Origin of the sequence: Nonomuraea aridisoli (genome assembly GCF_003236395.1) — a bacterium.
GTDB classification, from domain to species: domain Bacteria; phylum Actinomycetota; class Actinomycetes; order Streptosporangiales; family Streptosporangiaceae; genus Nonomuraea; species Nonomuraea aridisoli.
On the sequence record NZ_POUD01000009.1, the window covers coordinates 23,968 to 41,645 of the forward strand.

Sequence of the window (17,678 nt, forward strand, 5' to 3'; positions counted from 1 at the left end):
CGGGCCGTCGGCCGAAAGGCGGGGAGGTGCGATTCCTACCTGGCATCTCAGAGGAGGTCACATCGCCTCCCGGACGAAGGTGGGGACCCGCAGGTGGTCGGGCAGGACCAGGCCGAGGGGCAGCGCGGCGGCGAAACAGGCGGCTTGGGCGCCGTACATGCGGCGCAGCCTTACCCGCGCCGACGGGGCGAGTGTGTCGATCGCGGCGGCGGCCGCGGGCAGGTCCTCCGGCCGCGGGACGGTGGCGGTGACGAGCATGGCGAAGCGCACCACGCCCGCCCCCTTGGCCTCCTCGCGGGCGCTCTGGTCGGCGGCGGCCACCGCCACCGTGTCGCGGGCGGCGGCGTTGGCGCCGCCGAGGCGGAAGCGGGCGTCCTTGCGGTCGCGCTCGACCAGGCGGGCGGCGCTGCCCGGGTCGTAAGGCCGGTACAGCAGGGAGACCCGCTTGCGGGTGATGTCGCGGTGCGGGGCGAGCAGATCGGTGAGCACCGGCGAGAGCACCTCGCCCCGGGGGGCTTCGCTCATCCCCCAGGTGACGGAGACCCCGGAGTCGTGCCGATAGTGGTCCCAGGCCTCCTGGGCGGCGGCCGGGCCGATCTGGTCCCAGGGCTGCGCGAGCGGCTCGCCGCCGGAGCGGGCCGCGTCCAGCAGCGGGTGGCTCGCGGGGTCGTAGGCGATCCGGATCGCCTCGGCGATCTCGGCGCTGGTCATGGGCCGGGCGGCGCCCGCGCCTGCCATGCTGAGCCCGGCGGTCAGGCCGGGCAGGCGGGTGGCGATCTCGCGGGTCATGGCCTCGGTGGTGCGGAGTCGGCCGCCGCGCGGGTTCGCGGCGTAGGTGACGGCTATCCGGGTGGAGACCTGCGCGGATCCGGCGGGGTAGGTCCGTACGACGTCGTTCAGGACGGCCGCCGCCAGTGCCGGGGCGTCGGGTGAGAGGTTGTCGGCGACCTCGCGCCGGAGCCGGGTGCCGAGGTCGGGCGCGGTCTCGATGGTGACGGTGGCCGCCACGAGGGACGGCTCGTAGGCGAGGCCCGCCAGCCACTGGCCCCAGTGCGCCACCCAGGTGTCGACCTGGTCGCCGTCGACCAGCGCGGCCCCGTCCACGGATGCCTCGAACACCGCCGTGTAATGACCGGTCGTCGGCACGACGATCAGGCCGAAGTCGCGGCCGCGGGAGTCGGTGGCGTCCACGACGTGCGAGCAGGCGGCCAGGCCGGGCAGCTGGAAGGCGCCGGCGTGGGTGAAGCCGAGCGGTCCCGATCGGTACAGGTGCCGGCCGCGCCCGCGACCGCGCAGCCAGGACAGGCGGGCGACCGCGATCTGCAGGCCGGTACGGCCATGCCGATCGCGCACCAGCAACATCGGCGCCAGGACGAAGGCGATGGCCGCCGCGAGGACCAGCGCGGCCCGCAGCGAGACCATCATGGTGATCAGGCAGGCGACCAGGCCGCCGAGGAGCAGCAGGGTGCCCATCAGTCCCAGCTCGCCGATCCCCGGGCTGGCGGGGCGACGCCAGTTGCCGTAGGTGCGCTCGGAGTCAGTGGTCGCCATCCGGTCCTCCTTCTCGTGGGGCTGGCTGGGTGCTCTTCGTGGCCACGGCGGCGCTCGGGGCGTTGCCCAGGGGGTCCGTCGCGGGTCCGGTCGCGCGTGCGCCGCACGGCCCGGCGGGGCGGGCGGCCCTGTCCGCGTCCACGCCGGAGCCGGCGGAGTGGTTCCTGCCGAGCGCGGGCAGGACCCGGGCTCCGGTGGCGACGCCCCAGACGGTCATGGCGGCGCCGGAACCGCCGACTCCGGAGCCGACCGCGCTGATCGCCGGGGACAGCAGCCGCATCAGCGCCGGCAGCGTCACGACCGCCAGGATGATCACCAACATCCCGGACAGCTGCGCCAGCTCGGAGGCCGGAGTCCCCATGGCCAGGAAGGCATAGCCGTAGACCGTCGCGGCGGCGGGCTTGTACAGGGCGAAGGCGAGCGCCCAGACCGCGATGCGGGTCAGCCAGACGCGCCCCGCCTGGGTGCCGCTCAGGGCGGCCGCCGTCGGCAACATCCCGGCCAGCAGCCCGAGCACGACGACGCGCGCCAGCATCAGCATGATCTGCAGGACGCAGGAGATGATCGAGACGAAGGCCAGGATGATCATCAGACCTGGGGGCAGTGTCAGGCTCTGGAAACTCGCCAGCCGAGTGATCGCGGCGGAGAAATCGGCGCCGGACAGCGCCTGGCCGATGATCCAACCGGAGTAGGCGTCCCCGGCCTCGACCAGCAGCGACATCACCGCCGTCCCGCAGCCGGTGACCACCGTCAGGGTCAGCAGGCCCGCCATGGCCCGCACCGCGGGCTCGGCCCGCCGCCACAGGGCGAGCCGGCCCGCGGCGATGATCAGACCCAGCACCGCCAGCAGGGCGACGTACCAGTGCGTACGCTCCTGCAGCCAGGCCACCGGACCGACGCTGTCGGACAGGGGCGGCCCCGGGGCGGTGCTCGCGGAGAAGTCGGCCATCATGCTCAGGACCTTGACCTGGGCCTCCTGCAGCGCAGCGGCGAGCTCCTCGATCGCGCCGCCGCCGGCGCCGCCCTCGCCGGCGCCGCCGATCCCCGCGCAGACCGCATCGGCCCCGGGCAGGTCGCACAGGCCAGGGTCCGGGGCGAGCGACGGCACGGACCTCATCGCGATCACACCCCTCCCCAGGGCACGAACCCCGCCAGCGAGGTCACCGCCTGCAGGCTCGGGCTGATCGACCCGTCGGGCTGCAGCCGCAACCGCCAGTCGTCGCCGCTCCACACCACGGTGACGGTGTTGACCTGCAGATGCCCCGTGGCCGCGAAGCGGGAGACCAGTTGGACGGTGGCCACCTCAGGGGTGTAAGAGGCGATCGCGAAGGCGGCCAGCTGCCCGTAGCCGCCGGCGGCCCGGCCGGTGTCGGTACGCACCCGGCTTCGCTGAGCGACGTAGGCGTCCCGGCCGGAGCCCGGCATCACCTGCAGCCTGACGACGCGCCGCCAGTCGTCGGCCAGGACGAACCTCGTGGCGATCTGCCAGGCGGCGATCAGCGCGCCGGTCGGCGTACGGGTGTAGCAGCGGCTCACGTCGCCCTCCCTGCGGTGCGGGCCGTGCTCGCGTGAGGCGGGTTCGGCGACCCCGTGGAACACCGTCCACACGACGTCGTCGGGCGGCCGCGTCGGCAACGTCCGGGAGACGGGGGTGGCCGGGCACCGGCCCGGCCCCGTGGCGGACGGCGTGGACGGCATGGACGGCGTGGACGGCATGGACGACGTGGAGGGCATGGGCGGCGGGGCGGCCGCCGACGCCGGTCCGGTCGAGCCGGACGGAGCGGGCGGCGGCTGCCGGTCGGCGGTGGAGTCGCGGTCGGGCAGCGCGAGCACGATCACGGTCGGCACCGCCAGCAGGGCCACGAAAACGGTTGCCGCCCAGAACGCCGCACCGCGCGGGACGCGCGGAGACGCCGGGGTGGAGAGATCGGGCGGCTCGGAGGATCGTCGGCTGGTCGTGGTCATGACAGCAGGGCGCCCACCAGGCCGGAGGCCGAGCCGAGGAGCACGCAGGCGGCCATCACCCACGCCAGCCCCGCCGCGTGCCGGCCGCCCTCGCCGCGGTGGTGGACCAGGGCCATCCGGGCGGCCACGCCCATCACGCCGGCCACGCACACCCCGGTCACGATCCACGCCGCCCAGCCCAGCGCCGTCAGGAGTTTCTCCGATCCGGGTGGCGGCGTCCCCACGCCCGGGTCCGGAACGCCGGTGAGCAGGAGCAGATCGGACAGCACATGCGTCATGAAGGTCCTCCGGTGTGATCGGATGCGATGATCTGGTGCAATTCGCCGGCCCCATGACCGTGTCCCAGAGTGCATGCTCGTAGAGAAGTGACCAAGCCCCGCCCTATTTCTCCCAAAACTGGGGCGCCCGCAGCGGCCGACCATCCGAATAACCGGCCACACGGGCCGTTGACCAGGTAAAACCTTACTGCGCGGGATCACGGTCGGCCATGAGCGACACCTTTCTCGATGCGACATCCACAATGGCCGGTAGCCCGCGTTGACGAAATTGAAATGGCGGCGAGAAGAGGCATCGGGGCGCGTTCGTCATGAATAAGGGTGGAAAACTGGCCATCGTGGCGACGGCCGCGTTCCTGGCTCTCCTGATCGGCTTGGTGATCCTTCTGAGCGGTCGTCCGCAGGGGCCGGGCCCGGCGGCCTCGCTGCGTCCCGGCACCGTCCCCGCCGCCTACCAGGCGTGGATCAGCCGGGCCGGCCGGTTGTGCCCGCAGGTCAGCCCACCGCTCATCGCCGCCCAGGTGGAGGCCGAGAGCGGCTGGCGGCCCACGGCCCGGTCCAGCGTGGGCGCGCAGGGCATGGCGCAGTTCATGCCCGCCACCTGGACCGGCTACGGCCGGGACGCCGACGGCGACGGCGTCACCAGCCCCGACGACCCCGAGGACGCGATCATGGCCATGGCGCGGTACGACTGCGCCCTCGCCCGCACCCTCGCGCGGCTGCCCGGGGACGTGACCTCCAACATGCTCGCCGCCTACAACGCCGGCCCCGCCGCGGTGCTGCGCCACCAGGGCATCCCGCACTATCCGGAGACCCAGGAGTACGTCCGCCGCGTCCTCGCCCGCGTCGCGCACTACACCGACACGTCGACCACGGCGATCGGCGCCACCCGCTTCGGCGCCGCCGTGGTGGCCACCGCCGAGCGCTGGCTGGGCACCCCCTACGCCTGGGGCGGCGGCGGCCCAGGCGGTCCGACCCCCGGCATCGGCGGTGGCAGCGGCATCGTCGGCTTCGACTGCAGCGGCCTCGTCCTCCATGCCGTCTGGGCCGCCTCCGGCGGTCGCGTCCAGCTCCCCCACCTGGCCGCCGCCCAGGCGACCGAGTACGGCACCCCGGTCCCCCGCGACCAGTTGTTGCCCGGCGACGTCATCGGCATCGACCACCGCGACGGCGGCGGCATCAGCCACATCGTCATCTACATGGGCCGTGGCCAGGTGATCCATGCGCCCCGCCCCGGCGACGTCGTCCGCATCGCCCCCTTGAGCGCCTTCGCCTCAGCCGCCTGGACCATCCGGAGGTACGCATGAGCCCGCGGCCCCGAAACGCCGTACCGCCCACCGTCACGGCCGTCGTCGCCGCCACGACCCTCACGCTCGCCGGATGCGTCGCCACCGGGCCCGCCCTCGTACGGGTGACACCGACTCGGCAGCCCTCGGCGGCGCCCGGCCACGCGGCCACCACCGCCGCCCCGGACCCGGCCGCCCCGGATCCCGGCACGATCGACCAGCGCGACGCCGACGCCGTCAGCACCGCCGTCCTGACCACCATGTGGAGCATCGACACCACCGCCGACCGCGACCAGCGCGATGCCGTCCTGCGCGCCGCCGGCTGGCTGAGCCCGGACTACCTGGCGGACCTGCGGACCGCCCCGCGGGTCGGCACGGATGCCGCCTGGACCACGTGGGCCGCCCACCGCGCGCGCACGCGGCCGACCCTGACGGCAGGTCGTGACACGCGGCCACCCGACACCGCGACCCACGCCTACCGCCAGTGGCAGCTCGCCGTCACCCCGATCGGCGCCGACGGCTGGCGTGGCCGGCCGCTCACCATGACGGCGTTCGTCGCCCTGCACCGCGACCGGCGCTGCGCCCCCTGGCGCGTCGCCGCCGTCACGTTGCGCTGACCTCGCCGCGCCCGGACCGGCCCGGCGTCCGCCGAGAACAGGCCAGAACAGAAAGGCGCGGTGGCCGGCTCCGCGTGGAACCGGCCACGGCGCGTTCGGCAAGTGCGGGCCTCAGCCCTTGCTGACCTCCTGCACGTCCAGCCGCTTGTCGGCCTTGGACGCCATCGGCTGGCGCGTCTCAACGGTGATGTTGTACTCCCCGACCATCGCCACCTTCGTGAGCGCCTGGTAGGTGCCGGGTCGCCCGGGCACCTCGGTCATGACGATGGGCCCCTCCTTGTGGGCCATCGGCATGGCGACCATGTCCGTCCAGGCGACGACCTGCGCCCTGGTGATCGGGTCGTAGGTGCGCGGCGCACTCACCTGGGCCTCGATCCGTACCTGGAGGTCACCGAGGTGGGTGGCGGTCACGTCGATCGCGGCCGCCGACCGGGCCGCGGCCGCTCCCAGAGCCGCCGGTGGCACACCGGCCGCCGGGCCGGCGACCGGCGCCGACGGCGCCGTCGGCCGGGTGACGAGGAAGCCGACCACCCCGATGGCCAGGGCGAACGTCATCCCGACACAGCCACCGAGCAGCAGGCCGTGGCGGAACGGCGTCAGCCCCGCGGATGTGCGCGGCCTGCGTCGTCCGGCCGAGGCCGGCCGGCGGGCCGGAGCACCGGGCTGCTGGTCGTGCTCGGGCCTGAGCCTGCTCATCAGTCTCATCGCGACCGCCGCCCGTTGCTCTGACCCGCCGCGCCGAACCACGCGTACGGCAGCTCCGACTCGGCGGGCTCGTGGCCCTCATCGCGCTCGTACGGCGGCCGCTGCTCGACCCGCTCCCGGTCCCCTTCCCGCGTCCGGCGGTCGGGCAGCGGGATCAGGTCCGGCCGGAGCGTGGCGTGCACCCGGAACAGCCCCCACTGTCCACCGTTGAGGTGACGCGGCAGCGTGCTGGAGCGGTAGAGGTAGTCGCCCGGCACGTGGCGGTACCCACCGGCCCCACCGGTGCTCGCCGGGTCGGCGACGATGTCGTAGACCACGCCGGGAACGATGTTGTAGACACTGCCCGGGTTGAACTGCCCCTGGGTGGCCGCGATCTGGGACTGCGGGTCGGCGGGCGACCGGCGCCAGGTGTGCGCGTGCAGGGCGAAGCTCGTGGAGCGCGGGTCGCCCACGGCCTGTCCGACCCGGAAGACCGTCCTGTCGCCGGCGTACGCCTCGAACACCGGCGTGGCCGGGTCACCGTGCACGAGGGAGCTGAAGATGTTGGTGATGTTCTGGTCCACCGCGAACCGGTGCGACCAGGGCTCGTTCGTGTAGTTGATGGAGAACTCCCCCTGGTCCTCCGGGTCGTCGGCCTCCCGGCTCGGTTCGAGCACCAGGTCGAAGTTGTCCGGCACCGGCTTGTCGTCCATCGGGTTGTTGTTCGTGTCCTTGCGGAACAGCGCCAGGTCGCTGTTCATCAGGACGATGTTCTCCCGGAAGTCCGGCCTCGTCGGGTGGGTGACCACCGCGCTGGTGCCGCTGCTCAGCGGCCGGCCGGTCTTCGGGTCCAGATACGCGGAGCCGGGCGCCTCGATGATCAGCGCCCCGTACAGGCCGTGGTGCAGATGGTTCTGCACGTCGGCGTGGTCCCGCAGCAGCGCCATCCCGACCGTGTCCCTGGGCAGCGTCCAGTGGTACCGGATGCTGCGCCCGGGTGCCACCGCCTTGGGCGGCAGCGCCTGGACGAGTTGCGGGCTGATCGACGCCTTCGCGCTCACCGGGAAGGGCTTGAAGCCGGGCACGTTCTCCTCGCCCCGGGGCGGTCGCTGGAGGCACTGCGGGAAGCGCACCTCGTTCCTCTTGAAGCCGAGCTGCCCCGGTTCCAGCGCCTCGTGGCAGTGCGGTCGCATCTTCCGCGGATCGAGCTTGTTGGTGAAGTTGACCGTCACGCAGTCGCCCGCGTTCGCTCTGATCACCAGTGGCTCGGGTTTCTTCGTGCCGTCACGCAATGCCTGCTCGTCGGACGCCAGCGCGTACATCAGGCCGTTCGGGTCGTGATCGCCGGACTTGTTGTAGGTGATGTCCTTGTTCATGGCGATGATGTCGAAGGTCCGGTTCTGGCCGGTCCGGCAATGTGTCGGCCGGGCTTGGTGCCGAGCCGACACCAACTCGGTCAGCCGGTCGTCGGGCTCGCCGTCCTCACCCGTGCAGGTGTCCCGCGGGAAGTCCGGCAGCTCGCGGATCGGCGCCCTCCCGGAGCTCGGATTGGAGCACGAGAAGATGCGGAACAGTCCCCAGTCCCCGAGGAACCAGTCGTCCGCGCCCGCGTAGTTGTACTGGTAGTCGAGCACCCGCATCTCCCCTGTCGGGGGCGGCGGTGGATCGTCCGCCGGCGGAACCACGTCGAAGTATTCGAGCATGCCGATGTGTTGTGCCCCGACGACGTTCGACTCGGGATCCTCAGGCTCGAACCTCCATCGGAACTGGTCGAGGTTGAATCCGTGCGACTCCTCTTGGGAGAGCTGGAAGAGCCGGAACTTCACCGGGTCGCCCTGGAACGCCCGCAGCAACGGGGTGAACGGATCTCCGTGGACCCTCGAGTCGAACAGGTTCGCCGGGTCCCTGTCCCTGCGGGCCTCGAACGGCTCCAACCGGTAGTTGACCCCCATGCCGCCCTGGTCGTCGTTGCTCGACGGGAACTTGGCCGGGAAGATCGGCACCCCGAACCGGGTCTCGAATCTGTCGTCGTCACGTGTCCTCGGGTCGTTCGGCTGGAACAACGGCACGTGGTCCTCGATGAAGAGGGAGAAGTTGCGGTAGTCGACACCGTCCGTGGGCTGGTTGTTGACGTCGATCGTCGGCTCGCAGTGCACGTCGAAGACGGTTCCGATGACCGGCCTCGTTCTGGAGTGCGGCAGTGCCGGCACGCACCCGGCCGGGTGGATGGTCGAGCCGCCGAAGAGACCGTTCTTCTGATGGACGTTCGGGAAGAAGTGGTCGTGGAACGAGTTCGTCTTCACGTTGTCGTGCACGTAAGCGCGGAAGATGATCGTGTCACCTGTGTCGGCGCCCTGGTCGTAGTTCCAGCCGTTGGCGGCTCCGTCGGACGACAGCACGTCGAAATGCACCATGTGCTGGTGAATGCTGACTTCGTTGGTGATCTGCAGGCGGTCGAAGACCGTACCGCCGAATCTTCGGGGCAACTCGTTGGTCATCTTGTAGACCACGCAGTCGCCGACGTTGAGGATGGGCGCGAAGGGCTCCGGTTTCTTGCCGTTCAGCACCGCCCGTTTGTCGGATTGCAGGACGTAGACCCGTGCCTGCGGGTTGGTCCATTCCAACTCCGGGTTGTACTGCTGCTCGATCTGGATGACCGCGACCTTGAACACCTTGACAGGACGGCCCGGAGGACACGGATCCTGGAAGAAGGCCCCCGGCATCTGCGCGCCCGGGTCGGCCGCCGCCCTCTCCAGAGGGGTGGGCGGGAAGTCTCCGTCCGGCGCCCGCTGTTCGACCCCGAGCGGCGGCTTGGGCGCCTTGAAGCCGAACACCCCCGGGACGAAGAACGGGAAGCCCGGCATCTGCGGCGTGGGTGCCGGCGGCGGCTGACGGCCGGGGATCTCCGGCTGATAGTCGAAGTCCGGCAGCGGCGACAGCGGCGGCACGGGTGTGCCGTCAGGGTTCTTCCGCGTTCCGTCCGACAGCTTGTCCAGCGTGCGGTTGAGACCCCACATGCCGGTGGCGAAGTGCGGATAGAGGTGGCAGTGGAAGATGACGTCGCCGAAGGTCGCCGGCTTGCCCTCACGCTCCGCCCCCGCGCCGCCCTGGGCCACCAGGCCGTAGTGGCTTCCCGGGGAGACCGCCTGCACGTCGAGGATGTTGGTCCTCCTCGTGAGGTGGTCGGGCCGGCTGATCTCGTCGATGCCGCCCTCGTCCTCCGGGTCGAACATCCAGCGGTTGACGTGCCAGTGGAAGGTGTGGGTCTCGAACTCGGCGGGATTCAGCAGCCGGATCTGGGTCGGCTCGGCGCGGTAGTTCTCGAACACCAGGTCACCGCCGCCCGGGTCGCCGAACGGCCACGAGGAAAGTGACGTCTCCTCACCGATGCAGCGCTCGGCGTCGAACCCCTGAGCGTTGCGCCTGGCCTCCGGGCACCCCACCTCCTCGCGGTTGTACCCGGGCTCGGCGCGGTAGTTGAAGGCGAACCACTCGAGCTTGACCGGGATCTCGCCCTGCACCAGGGCGTCGGCGTCGCCACCGCCGAGACCGGGCAGCGTGCCTCTGGTCAGCAGCCTGAGCTGCTCTCTCGTGGGTCGCACACACTCCGAACTGGACGATGGCACATCGTCCCTGGCGCGGCAGAACCGGGTGAGGATGCCGGGCTCGGCCTCCACCTCGTCGTGCATGAACAGCACGTGCTCACGGAAGTCCACGCCGTTCGGCCGCTTGATGACGGCCCGCGTCCCGGACTCCAGCGGCTCGCCGGTGTGGGAGTCCACCCAGGTCGCCCCGGGCTCCTCGATGACGAACACGCCGAAGGCGCCGAACGCGTGCGAGCCGATGAAGCGCACGTCGCCGTTGCGGTCGATCGGCCGGGTCTGCTGGGAGGTGAAGTCCGCCCCGTCCTTGAACTGGAACTCCCCCTGCGTGTTGGCGTGCAGACTGTAGGTGATGGTCTCGCCGGGCCGGGCGGTGGAGTCCGGGTTGTTGCCGACCGCGGTGCCGTCCGAGCGCTTGACGTCGTAGTCGAGGCCGTCGAAGTGCATGGAGGCGTTCGGGGCCTTCGCCGGGTCGAAGTCGATCTCCGGAACGCTCAGGGCGGGCGCGAACTCCCGCGGTCGGGGGGTCACCGTGCCGGGGCGCCGCAGGACCTCGCCCGGCAGCGTGAAGATCGCGTTGTCGCGGATCTCCCTGTTCAGCGGCGGCGCCGGTTCGTTGAGCCGGTTGGTGAAGCGCACCTTGATGCAGTCGCCCTGGTTGGCGCGCAGGGTGAGCGGCTCGATCAGGTCGTTCAGCGATCCCAGTCGCGGGTCGGCGGCCCGCGCATAGGTGGCGCGCACCTCCGCGATGTTCTTGTCGAGGACGTACATGCGTCCTTCGGGCACCACGTCACCGAAGCGGTTGACGAACAGCGGCACGTTGATCAGGGAGACATCGAATCTCCTGGGCTCCTGCCCGGCGCAGGGGTGTCGTGTCGGTACCTGAGCGCTGGGCAGCCTCTCGGCGATCGCGTGGCTCATCAGCCACATCGACCCTCCGGCCAGGGCCATCCACAGCGCCGCACCGGTGACCAGCAGCACCTTGAGCGGCCAGGACCGGTTGCGGGACCGGCGAGCGAGGAAGGCCGCAGCGACGACGGCCAGCACGAGTAGCGGTATGAAATCTGCGTACGGCGCGGACAACTGTCCTCCTACCGAATATCCACCGAATGAAAGAAATTCGGTCAGAGGGGATGACCGCCTGCACCGCGTGGGAGCCTTCGAGACTTTCGACTACACGGCTGCCTTGGCGTGCATGATCAGATTAGGGGCGGGAACGCCGGAATCGCCGACGACCCGCCGAAAGTTTTCGCAGGTCAGCCGCCGCGTGTTTGCTTCTCAGCGACGTGCCCAGATCGGGCGGGCGCCGGTGACGTTGGTCATCAGGGAGTAGAGCGAGGTGCACGCCGTGACGAACATCCGGTTGCGCTTGAGGCCGCCGAACACCAGGTTGGACGTGGACTCCGGGAGCCGGAGCCGGCCGATCAGGGTGCCGTCGGGGTCGAAGCAGAGCACGAACGTCCCCGCCGAGGCCCAGATCCGGCCGGTGTTGTCGAGCCGCAGTCCGTCGAAGCCGTCGTCGGCCTCGGCGAAGACCTTGCCGCCCGTCAGCGTGCCGTCGTCGGTCACGTCGAAGACCCGCACATGCTTGCCGGGGGTGTCGGCGACGTAGAGGCGCCGTTCGTCGAGCGAGAAGGCCAGGCCGTTGGGCCGGGCGAAGTCGCCGGCCACCATGCGCACCTCGCCCGTCACCGGGTCGGCCCGGTAGACGTGGCAGCCGTCGATCTCCTGCTCGGCGGCGTGGCCCTCGTAGTCGCTGAGGATGCCGTACGGCGGGTCGGTGAACCAGATGGAACCGTCGGAGCGGACCACCACGTCGTTGGGGCTGTTGAACCGCCTGCCCTGCCAGCGGTCGGCGATCACGGTGATCGAGCCGTCGTGCTCGGTGCGGGTGACGCGGCGGCCGCCGTGCTCGCATGAGACGAGGCGGCCCTCGCGGTCGAGCGTGTTGCCGTTGGTGTAGCCGCACGGGCTGCGGAACGGGCCGACCGCGCCGGTCATCTCGTCCCAGCGCAACATCCGGTCGTTGGGGATGTCGCTCCAGACCAGGAACCGGCCGGCGGGGAAGTAGACCGGCCCCTCCGCCCAGCGGGTGCCCCGATGGAGCACCTCGATCCGGTCGTCTCCGCCGACCCCGGCGAACCGCTCGTCCAGCACCTCGAACTCGGTGGCGATCGTTTCCATACGACAAACCATACGCCGTTCGGTGTCTTGGCAGAACAGCCAGATAGCATTCGGCTGTGGACGACATCGACAGGATGCTGATCGGCCTGCTGCAGGAAGACGCGACCCGGTCGTACGCGGCGCTGGGCGAGGCCGTGGGGCTGTCCGGCGGGGCGGCGCACGAGCGCGTACGGAAACTGCGCGAACGCGGGGTGATCCGGCGCACCACGGTCGAGGTGGACCAGGCGGCGCTCGGACGCACGGTGACGGCGTACGTGCTGGTGCACGGCGGCGCGTGGATGGGCAGCAGCAGTCCCGCGCTGGCCGCGATCCCGGAGGTCGAGGAGGCCCACGTCATCGCGGGCCCGGCGTCCCTGCTGCTGAAGGTCCGCACGTCCGGCACCGGCGAGCTGCAGGACGTCCTGCGCCGGGTCTTCGAGGTGGACGGCGTGACGGGGACGCAGACGATCGTCGTCCTGGAGACGCTCGTCGAACGGACCCTCAAGTAAAGTTCAGGTATGTCGAAGGTCGCGTGGAACACCAAGGAACTCACGGTCGGCCAGCTCGCCGAACGCAGCGGCGTGGCCGTCTCCGCCCTGCACTTCTACGAGTCCAAGGGTCTGATCAGCAGCCGGCGCACGGCCGGCAACCAGCGCCGCTACAGCCGTGACACCCTGCGCCGGGTCGCCTTCATCAGGCTCGCCCAGCGCATCGGCATCCCGCTGAAGGTCATCAAGGACGCCCTGGCCGAGCTGCCCGACGGGCGCACCCCCACCCGCGCCGACTGGGCCCGGCTGTCGGCGGCCTGGCGCACCGAGCTCGACGACCGCATCGAGCAGCTCCAGCGGCTGCGCGACGACCTCACCGACTGCATCGGCTGCGGCTGCCTGTCGCTCGACCTGTGCCCGGTCGCCAACCCGCACGACCGGCTGGGCGAGGAGGGGCCGGGCGCGCGACGCATCGACACCCGGCTGTGCCCGCCTCAGGGCTGCGCCGTCACGCCTTCGCCGGCGGCACGATGAGCATCGGCCGGTGCGCGTGGTGCAGCACGTGGTTGGAGACGCTGCCGAGCAGCACCGACCTGACCCCGGCCAGGCCGCGCGAACCGGTCACGATCAACGAGGCGTCGATCTCGTCGGCGACGTCGACGATCGTCTTCCAGATCGACTCGTTGTCGGCCACCGCGCGATAGGTGACGTCCTTGAGCCCCGCGGCGAGCGCCAGGTCGGCCCCCTCCTTGGCGTGCCGCTCGGCCTCGGCGTGGGCCTCGTCCTCGGTGGCGGGGTCGATCGAGCCGGCCGCCAGCGGATACTTCTTGAGCTGCACGAGCAGCGGCTCCCACACCGTGATGACGACGGCGGACTCGGCCGCGAGATGCTTGGCCGCGAACTCGATGGCGGCCCGCGAGTCGGCCGAGCCGTCGTAGGCGACGAGGATGGTCATGGCGTTCTTCCCTTTCGCTTCAGTCCCTCGCTAGAGCGCCGAAACGATCAGCCCTCATCCCGTGTCGGTTGTCTGTTTTGTCACATGTAGGAGCCGGGACGCCCGTTCTCAGGTGCGGGCGGCGCGCCCGCGCCGCCACTGCTCGATCTCGGTCTCCAGCCGCTGCCGGTCGAGCGGCGGGACCGAGATCTGCTCGGCCCACTCCGCCAGCAGGCGGAGGAACTCCTCGCTGTGGCCGGCCTCGACGGTGCCGTGCACGTGGAACCACGTGATGAGCTGGGCCGCGTACGGGGTGTCCGTGTCGCACGCGGCGCACAACACGACCCCGTTCCGGCCCTCCACCGCGACGCCGCCCTCGTTCGTCCAGCCGTACGGCACCCGCGCCAGCAGCAGCCCCTCCTGACGGCAGCGGGGGCACGTGGGCGGCTCCTGGCCGGAGACGATGTCGATCCGCCGCTCCGTCAAAGGGAGATCGCCTCCGGCCCGAACAACTGCTTGATGTCGGCGGCGAACGACGGCTCCGGGTTGACCCGGAAGCCCGGCAGCGACAGCACCACCGTCTTCCCCGCCGAACGGCGCAGGTTGACCAGCACCGGCACCTGGCCCTCGTGCTGCTTGAGCACGTTGCGCAGCTCCTCCACCAGCTGCTGGTTGATGCGCTCCTCACGCAGCTGCAGTGTCACCGGATGCCCGGTGTCGCTGCTGACTCCCGAGACGTCGATCGGCGTCAGCTCGGTCGCGAAGATCGAGATGGCTCCGTCGCGGTTGTTGATCTGCCCGGCGACCGACACCACGGCGTCCTCGCGGAGCTCCAGCGAGTACAGCTCGTACGACCTGGGGAAGAACAGGCACTCCACGGCGCCGTCCATGTCCTCCACCGTGGCGATGGCCCACAGGTTGCCGGCCTTGTTGACGCGCTTGTCCACCTTCGTGATCAGACCGCACACGCGGACGTCGCCGCGGTCTTCGCGACCGCTGTCGAGCAGGTCGGCGATGGTGGTGTCGCGGTTGCGGGCGAGCAGTCGTTCGGTGCCGGCCAGCGGGTGGTCGGACACGTACAGGCCGAGCATCTCCCGCTCGAAGTCGAGCTTGGTCTTCTTGTCCCACTCCATGTCCGGGATCTGGACGGAGAACGCCTCGCCGGCCCCGTCGTCGTCCAGGCCGCCGAACAACGAGTCCTGGCCGTGGGCCTCGTTCTTCTTGATGTCGATGACCGAGTCGACCGCCTGCTCGTGGATCATCAGCAGCGCCTTGCGCTGGTGGCCGAGCGAGTCGAACGCCCCGGCCTTGATCAGCGACTCGATCACGCGCTTGTTGCAGACGACGAGCGGCACCTTGTCGAGGTAATCGTTGAAGTCGCGGTAGCCGCCCTTCTCCGTGCGGGCCTTGACGATGCCGTCGACGACGTTCTCGCCGACGTTGCGGACCGCGCCCATGCCGAACCTGACCTTGTCGTCGCCGACCGCGACGAAGTCGAGCCGGCTGTCGTTGACGTCGGGCGGCAGCACCTGGATGCCCATCTTGCGGCACTCCGCCAGATAGACGGCCGCCTTGTCCTTGTCGTCGCCCACGCTGGTGAGCAGGGCGGCCATGTACTCGGCGGGGTAGTTGGCCTTGAGGTAGGCGGTCCAGTAGGCGACGAGACCGTACCCGGCGGTGTGCGACTTGTTGAACGCGTATCCGGAGAACGGCAGCATGACGTCCCACAGCGCCTGGATGGACTCGTCGCTGTAGCCGTTGCCGCGCATGCCGGCCTGGAAGTTGGCGAACTCCTTGGCCAGGATCTCGGGCTTCTTCTTGCCCATGGCGCGGCGCAGCAGGTCGGCGCCGCCGAGCGAGTAGCCGGCCAGCTCCCGGGCGACGGCCATGATCTGCTCCTGGTAGACGAGCAGATGGAACGTGGGGCCGAGGATCGGCTCCAGCGCGTCCTTCAGTTCGGGGTGGATGGGCTCGATGTCCTGGCGGCCGTTCTTGCGGTGGGCGTAGTTGGTGTGCGCGTTGGCCGCCATCGGGCCCGGCCGGTAGAGGGCGAGCACGGCGGCGATGTCCTCGAACCGGGTCGGCTCCATGAGCTTCAGCAGCTGGCGCATGGGGCCGCCGTCGAGCTGGAAGACGCCGAGGGTGTCGCCGCGGGCGAGCAGCTGGTACGTCTTCTCGTCGTCGAGCGGCAGCTCCAGGGTGTCGAGGGTGACGCCCCGGTTCTGCTCGATGATCTTGATGGCGTGGTCGATGATGCCGAGGTTGCGCAGGCCCAGGAAGTCCATCTTCACCAGGCCCATCGCTTCGCACGACGGGTAGTCGAACCCGGTGATGATCACCTTGTCCTTGTCCCGCATGTGCATCGGGATGAGGTCGAGCAGCGGGTCCGACGACAGGATGACCGCGGCCGCGTGCACGCCGGTGCCGCGGATGAGCCCTTCGATGCCGCGGCCGGTGTCGATCACCTTGCGCACGTCGACGTCGGACTCGTACAGGGCGCGGATCTCGGTGCCCTCGTTGTAGCGGGGGTGGTCCTCGTTGAACAGGTCGGCGAGCGGGACGCCCTTGCCCATGACGTCCGGCGGCATCGCCTTGGTGATCTTGTCGCCCACGGCGAACGGGTAGCCGAGGATCCGGCTGGCGTCCTTGACGGCGGCCTTGGCCTTGATCGTGCCGAACGTGTTGACCTGGGCGGTCATGGCGTTGCCGTACTTCTCGGTGACGTAGGCCACCATGCGGTCGCGCTGGCGGTCGTCGAAGTCGAGGTCGACGTCCGGCGGGTTGATCCGCTCCGGGTTGAGGAACCGCTCGAACAGCAGACCGTGCTCCAGCGGGTCGAGTTCGGTGATGCGGGTGGCGTAGGCGACGATCGAGCCGGTGGCCGACCCTCGGCCGGGACCGACCGCGATGCCGTTGTCGCGGGCGTGCCGGCAGATGTCGGCGACCACGAGGAAGTAGGAGGAGAACCCCATCGGGCCGATGACCTTCATCTCAGTCTCGTACCGCTCCATCACCTCGGCGGGGACGGGGTCGCCGTAGCGCATGACCAGGCCGCGCTCGACCTCCTTGCGCAGCCACGACTCCTGCGTCTCGCCCTCGGGCACGTCGGGGTAGTCCGGCATCCGGTTCACCTCGGCGAACACCTCGCCGTAGTCGCCGACCATCTCGGCGACCAGCAGGGTGTTGTCGCACGCCTCCGGCATGTCGGGGAACAGCGCCCGCATCTCCTGCGCGGTCTTGAGGTAGTAGCCGGACCCGTTGAACTTGAAGCGGTTCGGGTCGTCCTTGTTCTTGCCGACGCCGACGCACAGGAGGCTGTCGTGCGCGTCGGCCTGGTCCTCGGTCACGTAGTGGGAGTCGTTGGTGACCAGGAGCGGGATGTTGAGCTGCTTGGCCAGCTTGAGCAGGTCGGCGCGCACCTCCCGCTCGATGTCGATGCCGTGGTCCATCAGCTCCAGGAAGTAGTTCTCCTTGCCGAAGATCTCCTGGTATTCGCCGGCCGCCTTGACCGCCTCGTCGTACTGGCCGAGCCGCAACCGGGTCTGCACGACCCCGGAGGGGCAGCCGGTGGTGGCGATGATGCCCTCCGCGTACTGGGAGACCAGCTCCTGGTCCATGCGGGGCTTGCCGTAGTAGCCCTCGAAGCTGGCCAGTGAGGACAGCCGGAACAGGTTGCGCAGCCCGGTCGCGTCCTTGGCCCACATCGTCATGTGGGTGTACCGGCCGCCGCCGGAGACGTCCTTGCCGCCTTCGACGTCGGCCACGCCGGTCTCCGCGCGTGAGCCCCAGAAGACGGGCTTCTTGAAGAACCGGGAGCCGGGCGCCACGTACGCCTCGATCCCGATGATCGGCTTGACGGAGCTGTTCGTGGCGACCGACTGGAACTCGTACGCGCCGAACATGTTGCCGTGATCGGACATCGCGATCGCCGGCATACCGAGCCGCTCTGCCTCCTTGAACAGCGGCTTCATCTTCGCCGCCCCGTCGAGCATGCTGTACTCGGTGTGAACGTGCAGGTGTACGAACGAGTCGCTCACATGCCCCCCTGACTCCTGTGGCCGCCGGACTTCCGCCCGAGCCTATTCCTCTCCTGCGACCGTTGGGAGCCAGGCG

14 protein-coding genes are annotated in these 17,678 nt (G+C 70.3%); 4 read left to right on the plus strand and 10 right to left on the minus strand.

Annotated elements, in window-relative coordinates; all coding sequences use genetic code 11:
- Window positions 1-57 precede the first annotated feature (57 nt).
- The 4 genes from C1J01_RS04020 to C1J01_RS04035 are packed head-to-tail and all read right to left on the minus strand — an operon-like array spanning window position 58 to window position 3,794.
- The gene (locus C1J01_RS04020) at window positions 58-1,551 is read right to left on the minus strand and encodes an SCO6880 family protein (protein ID WP_111176085.1); all 1,494 of its coding nucleotides are present in this window, start codon (window positions 1,549-1,551) and stop codon (window positions 58-60) included.
- The gene (locus C1J01_RS04025; protein ID WP_111176087.1) at window positions 1,538-2,677 is read right to left on the minus strand and encodes a hypothetical protein; all 1,140 of its coding nucleotides are present in this window, start codon (window positions 2,675-2,677) and stop codon (window positions 1,538-1,540) included. The genes C1J01_RS04020 and C1J01_RS04025 overlap by 14 nt, the downstream gene beginning before the upstream one ends.
- A complete protein-coding gene (locus tag C1J01_RS04030; RefSeq protein WP_146615465.1) occupies window positions 2,674-3,516 on the minus strand; it encodes a DUF8175 domain-containg protein in 843 nt (280 codons plus the stop codon). The genes C1J01_RS04025 and C1J01_RS04030 overlap by 4 nt, the downstream gene beginning before the upstream one ends.
- Entirely contained in the window at window positions 3,513-3,794 is a 282-nt protein-coding gene (locus tag C1J01_RS04035) for a hypothetical protein (protein WP_111176091.1), read from the minus strand. The genes C1J01_RS04030 and C1J01_RS04035 overlap by 4 nt, the downstream gene beginning before the upstream one ends.
- Before the next feature lie 308 nt (window positions 3,795-4,102).
- On the opposite strand from C1J01_RS04035, the gene C1J01_RS04040 reads away from it, so the two are divergent.
- Both C1J01_RS04040 and C1J01_RS04045 read left to right on the plus strand, forming a co-directional pair.
- The gene (locus C1J01_RS04040) at window positions 4,103-5,098 is read left to right on the plus strand and encodes a C40 family peptidase (RefSeq protein ID WP_111176093.1); all 996 of its coding nucleotides are present in this window, start codon (window positions 4,103-4,105) and stop codon (window positions 5,096-5,098) included.
- A complete protein-coding gene (locus C1J01_RS04045) occupies window positions 5,095-5,694 on the plus strand; it encodes a hypothetical protein (RefSeq protein ID WP_111176095.1) in 600 nt (199 codons plus the stop codon). The genes C1J01_RS04040 and C1J01_RS04045 overlap by 4 nt, the downstream gene beginning before the upstream one ends.
- 111 nt (window positions 5,695-5,805) lie before the next feature.
- Here C1J01_RS04045 and C1J01_RS04050 read toward each other — a convergent pair whose 3' ends face one another.
- The 3 genes from C1J01_RS04050 to C1J01_RS04060 form a co-directional block, all read right to left on the minus strand.
- Window positions 5,806-6,390, minus strand: a complete 585-nt coding sequence (locus C1J01_RS04050) for a hypothetical protein (RefSeq protein ID WP_111176097.1) — start codon at window positions 6,388-6,390, stop codon at window positions 5,806-5,808.
- Between the two features lie 5 nt (window positions 6,391-6,395).
- Window positions 6,396-11,027 carry a hypothetical protein gene (locus C1J01_RS04055; protein ID WP_111176099.1) on the minus strand — a complete coding sequence of 1,544 codons (4,632 nt, stop codon included), beginning with the start codon at window positions 11,025-11,027 and terminating at the stop codon, window positions 6,396-6,398.
- Between the two features lie 231 nt (window positions 11,028-11,258).
- Complete coding sequence (locus C1J01_RS04060) at window positions 11,259-12,164, minus strand: SMP-30/gluconolactonase/LRE family protein (protein WP_111176101.1); 906 nt, start codon at window positions 12,162-12,164, stop codon at window positions 11,259-11,261.
- 56 nt (window positions 12,165-12,220) lie between these two features.
- Here C1J01_RS04060 and C1J01_RS04065 point away from each other — a divergent pair, with 56 nt between their 5' ends.
- Complete coding sequence (locus C1J01_RS04065; RefSeq protein WP_220039720.1) at window positions 12,221-12,652, plus strand: Lrp/AsnC family transcriptional regulator; 432 nt, start codon at window positions 12,221-12,223, stop codon at window positions 12,650-12,652.
- A 9-nt stretch (window positions 12,653-12,661) separates the two neighbouring features.
- On the plus strand, window positions 12,662-13,165 hold the full coding sequence (gene soxR / locus C1J01_RS04070) for a redox-sensitive transcriptional activator SoxR (protein ID WP_111176103.1): 504 nt from the start codon (window positions 12,662-12,664) through the stop codon (window positions 13,163-13,165).
- Here soxR and C1J01_RS04075 read toward each other — a convergent pair.
- From C1J01_RS04075 to dnaE, 3 genes are all read right to left on the minus strand, one after another.
- Window positions 13,140-13,586 (minus strand): universal stress protein, encoded by a 447-nt coding sequence (locus C1J01_RS04075; RefSeq protein WP_111176105.1) that lies wholly within the window; start codon window positions 13,584-13,586, stop codon window positions 13,140-13,142. The two genes, soxR and C1J01_RS04075, sit on opposite strands and share 26 nt — an antisense overlap.
- A gap of 108 nt (window positions 13,587-13,694) precedes the next feature.
- Window positions 13,695-14,051 (minus strand): DUF6300 family protein, encoded by a 357-nt coding sequence (locus C1J01_RS04080; protein WP_111176107.1) that lies wholly within the window; start codon window positions 14,049-14,051, stop codon window positions 13,695-13,697.
- Complete coding sequence (gene dnaE / locus C1J01_RS04085) at window positions 14,048-17,602, minus strand: DNA polymerase III subunit alpha (RefSeq protein WP_111176109.1); 3,555 nt, start codon at window positions 17,600-17,602, stop codon at window positions 14,048-14,050. Before dnaE ends, C1J01_RS04080 begins: the two co-directional genes overlap by 4 nt.
- Window positions 17,603-17,678: the final 76 nt, after the last annotated feature.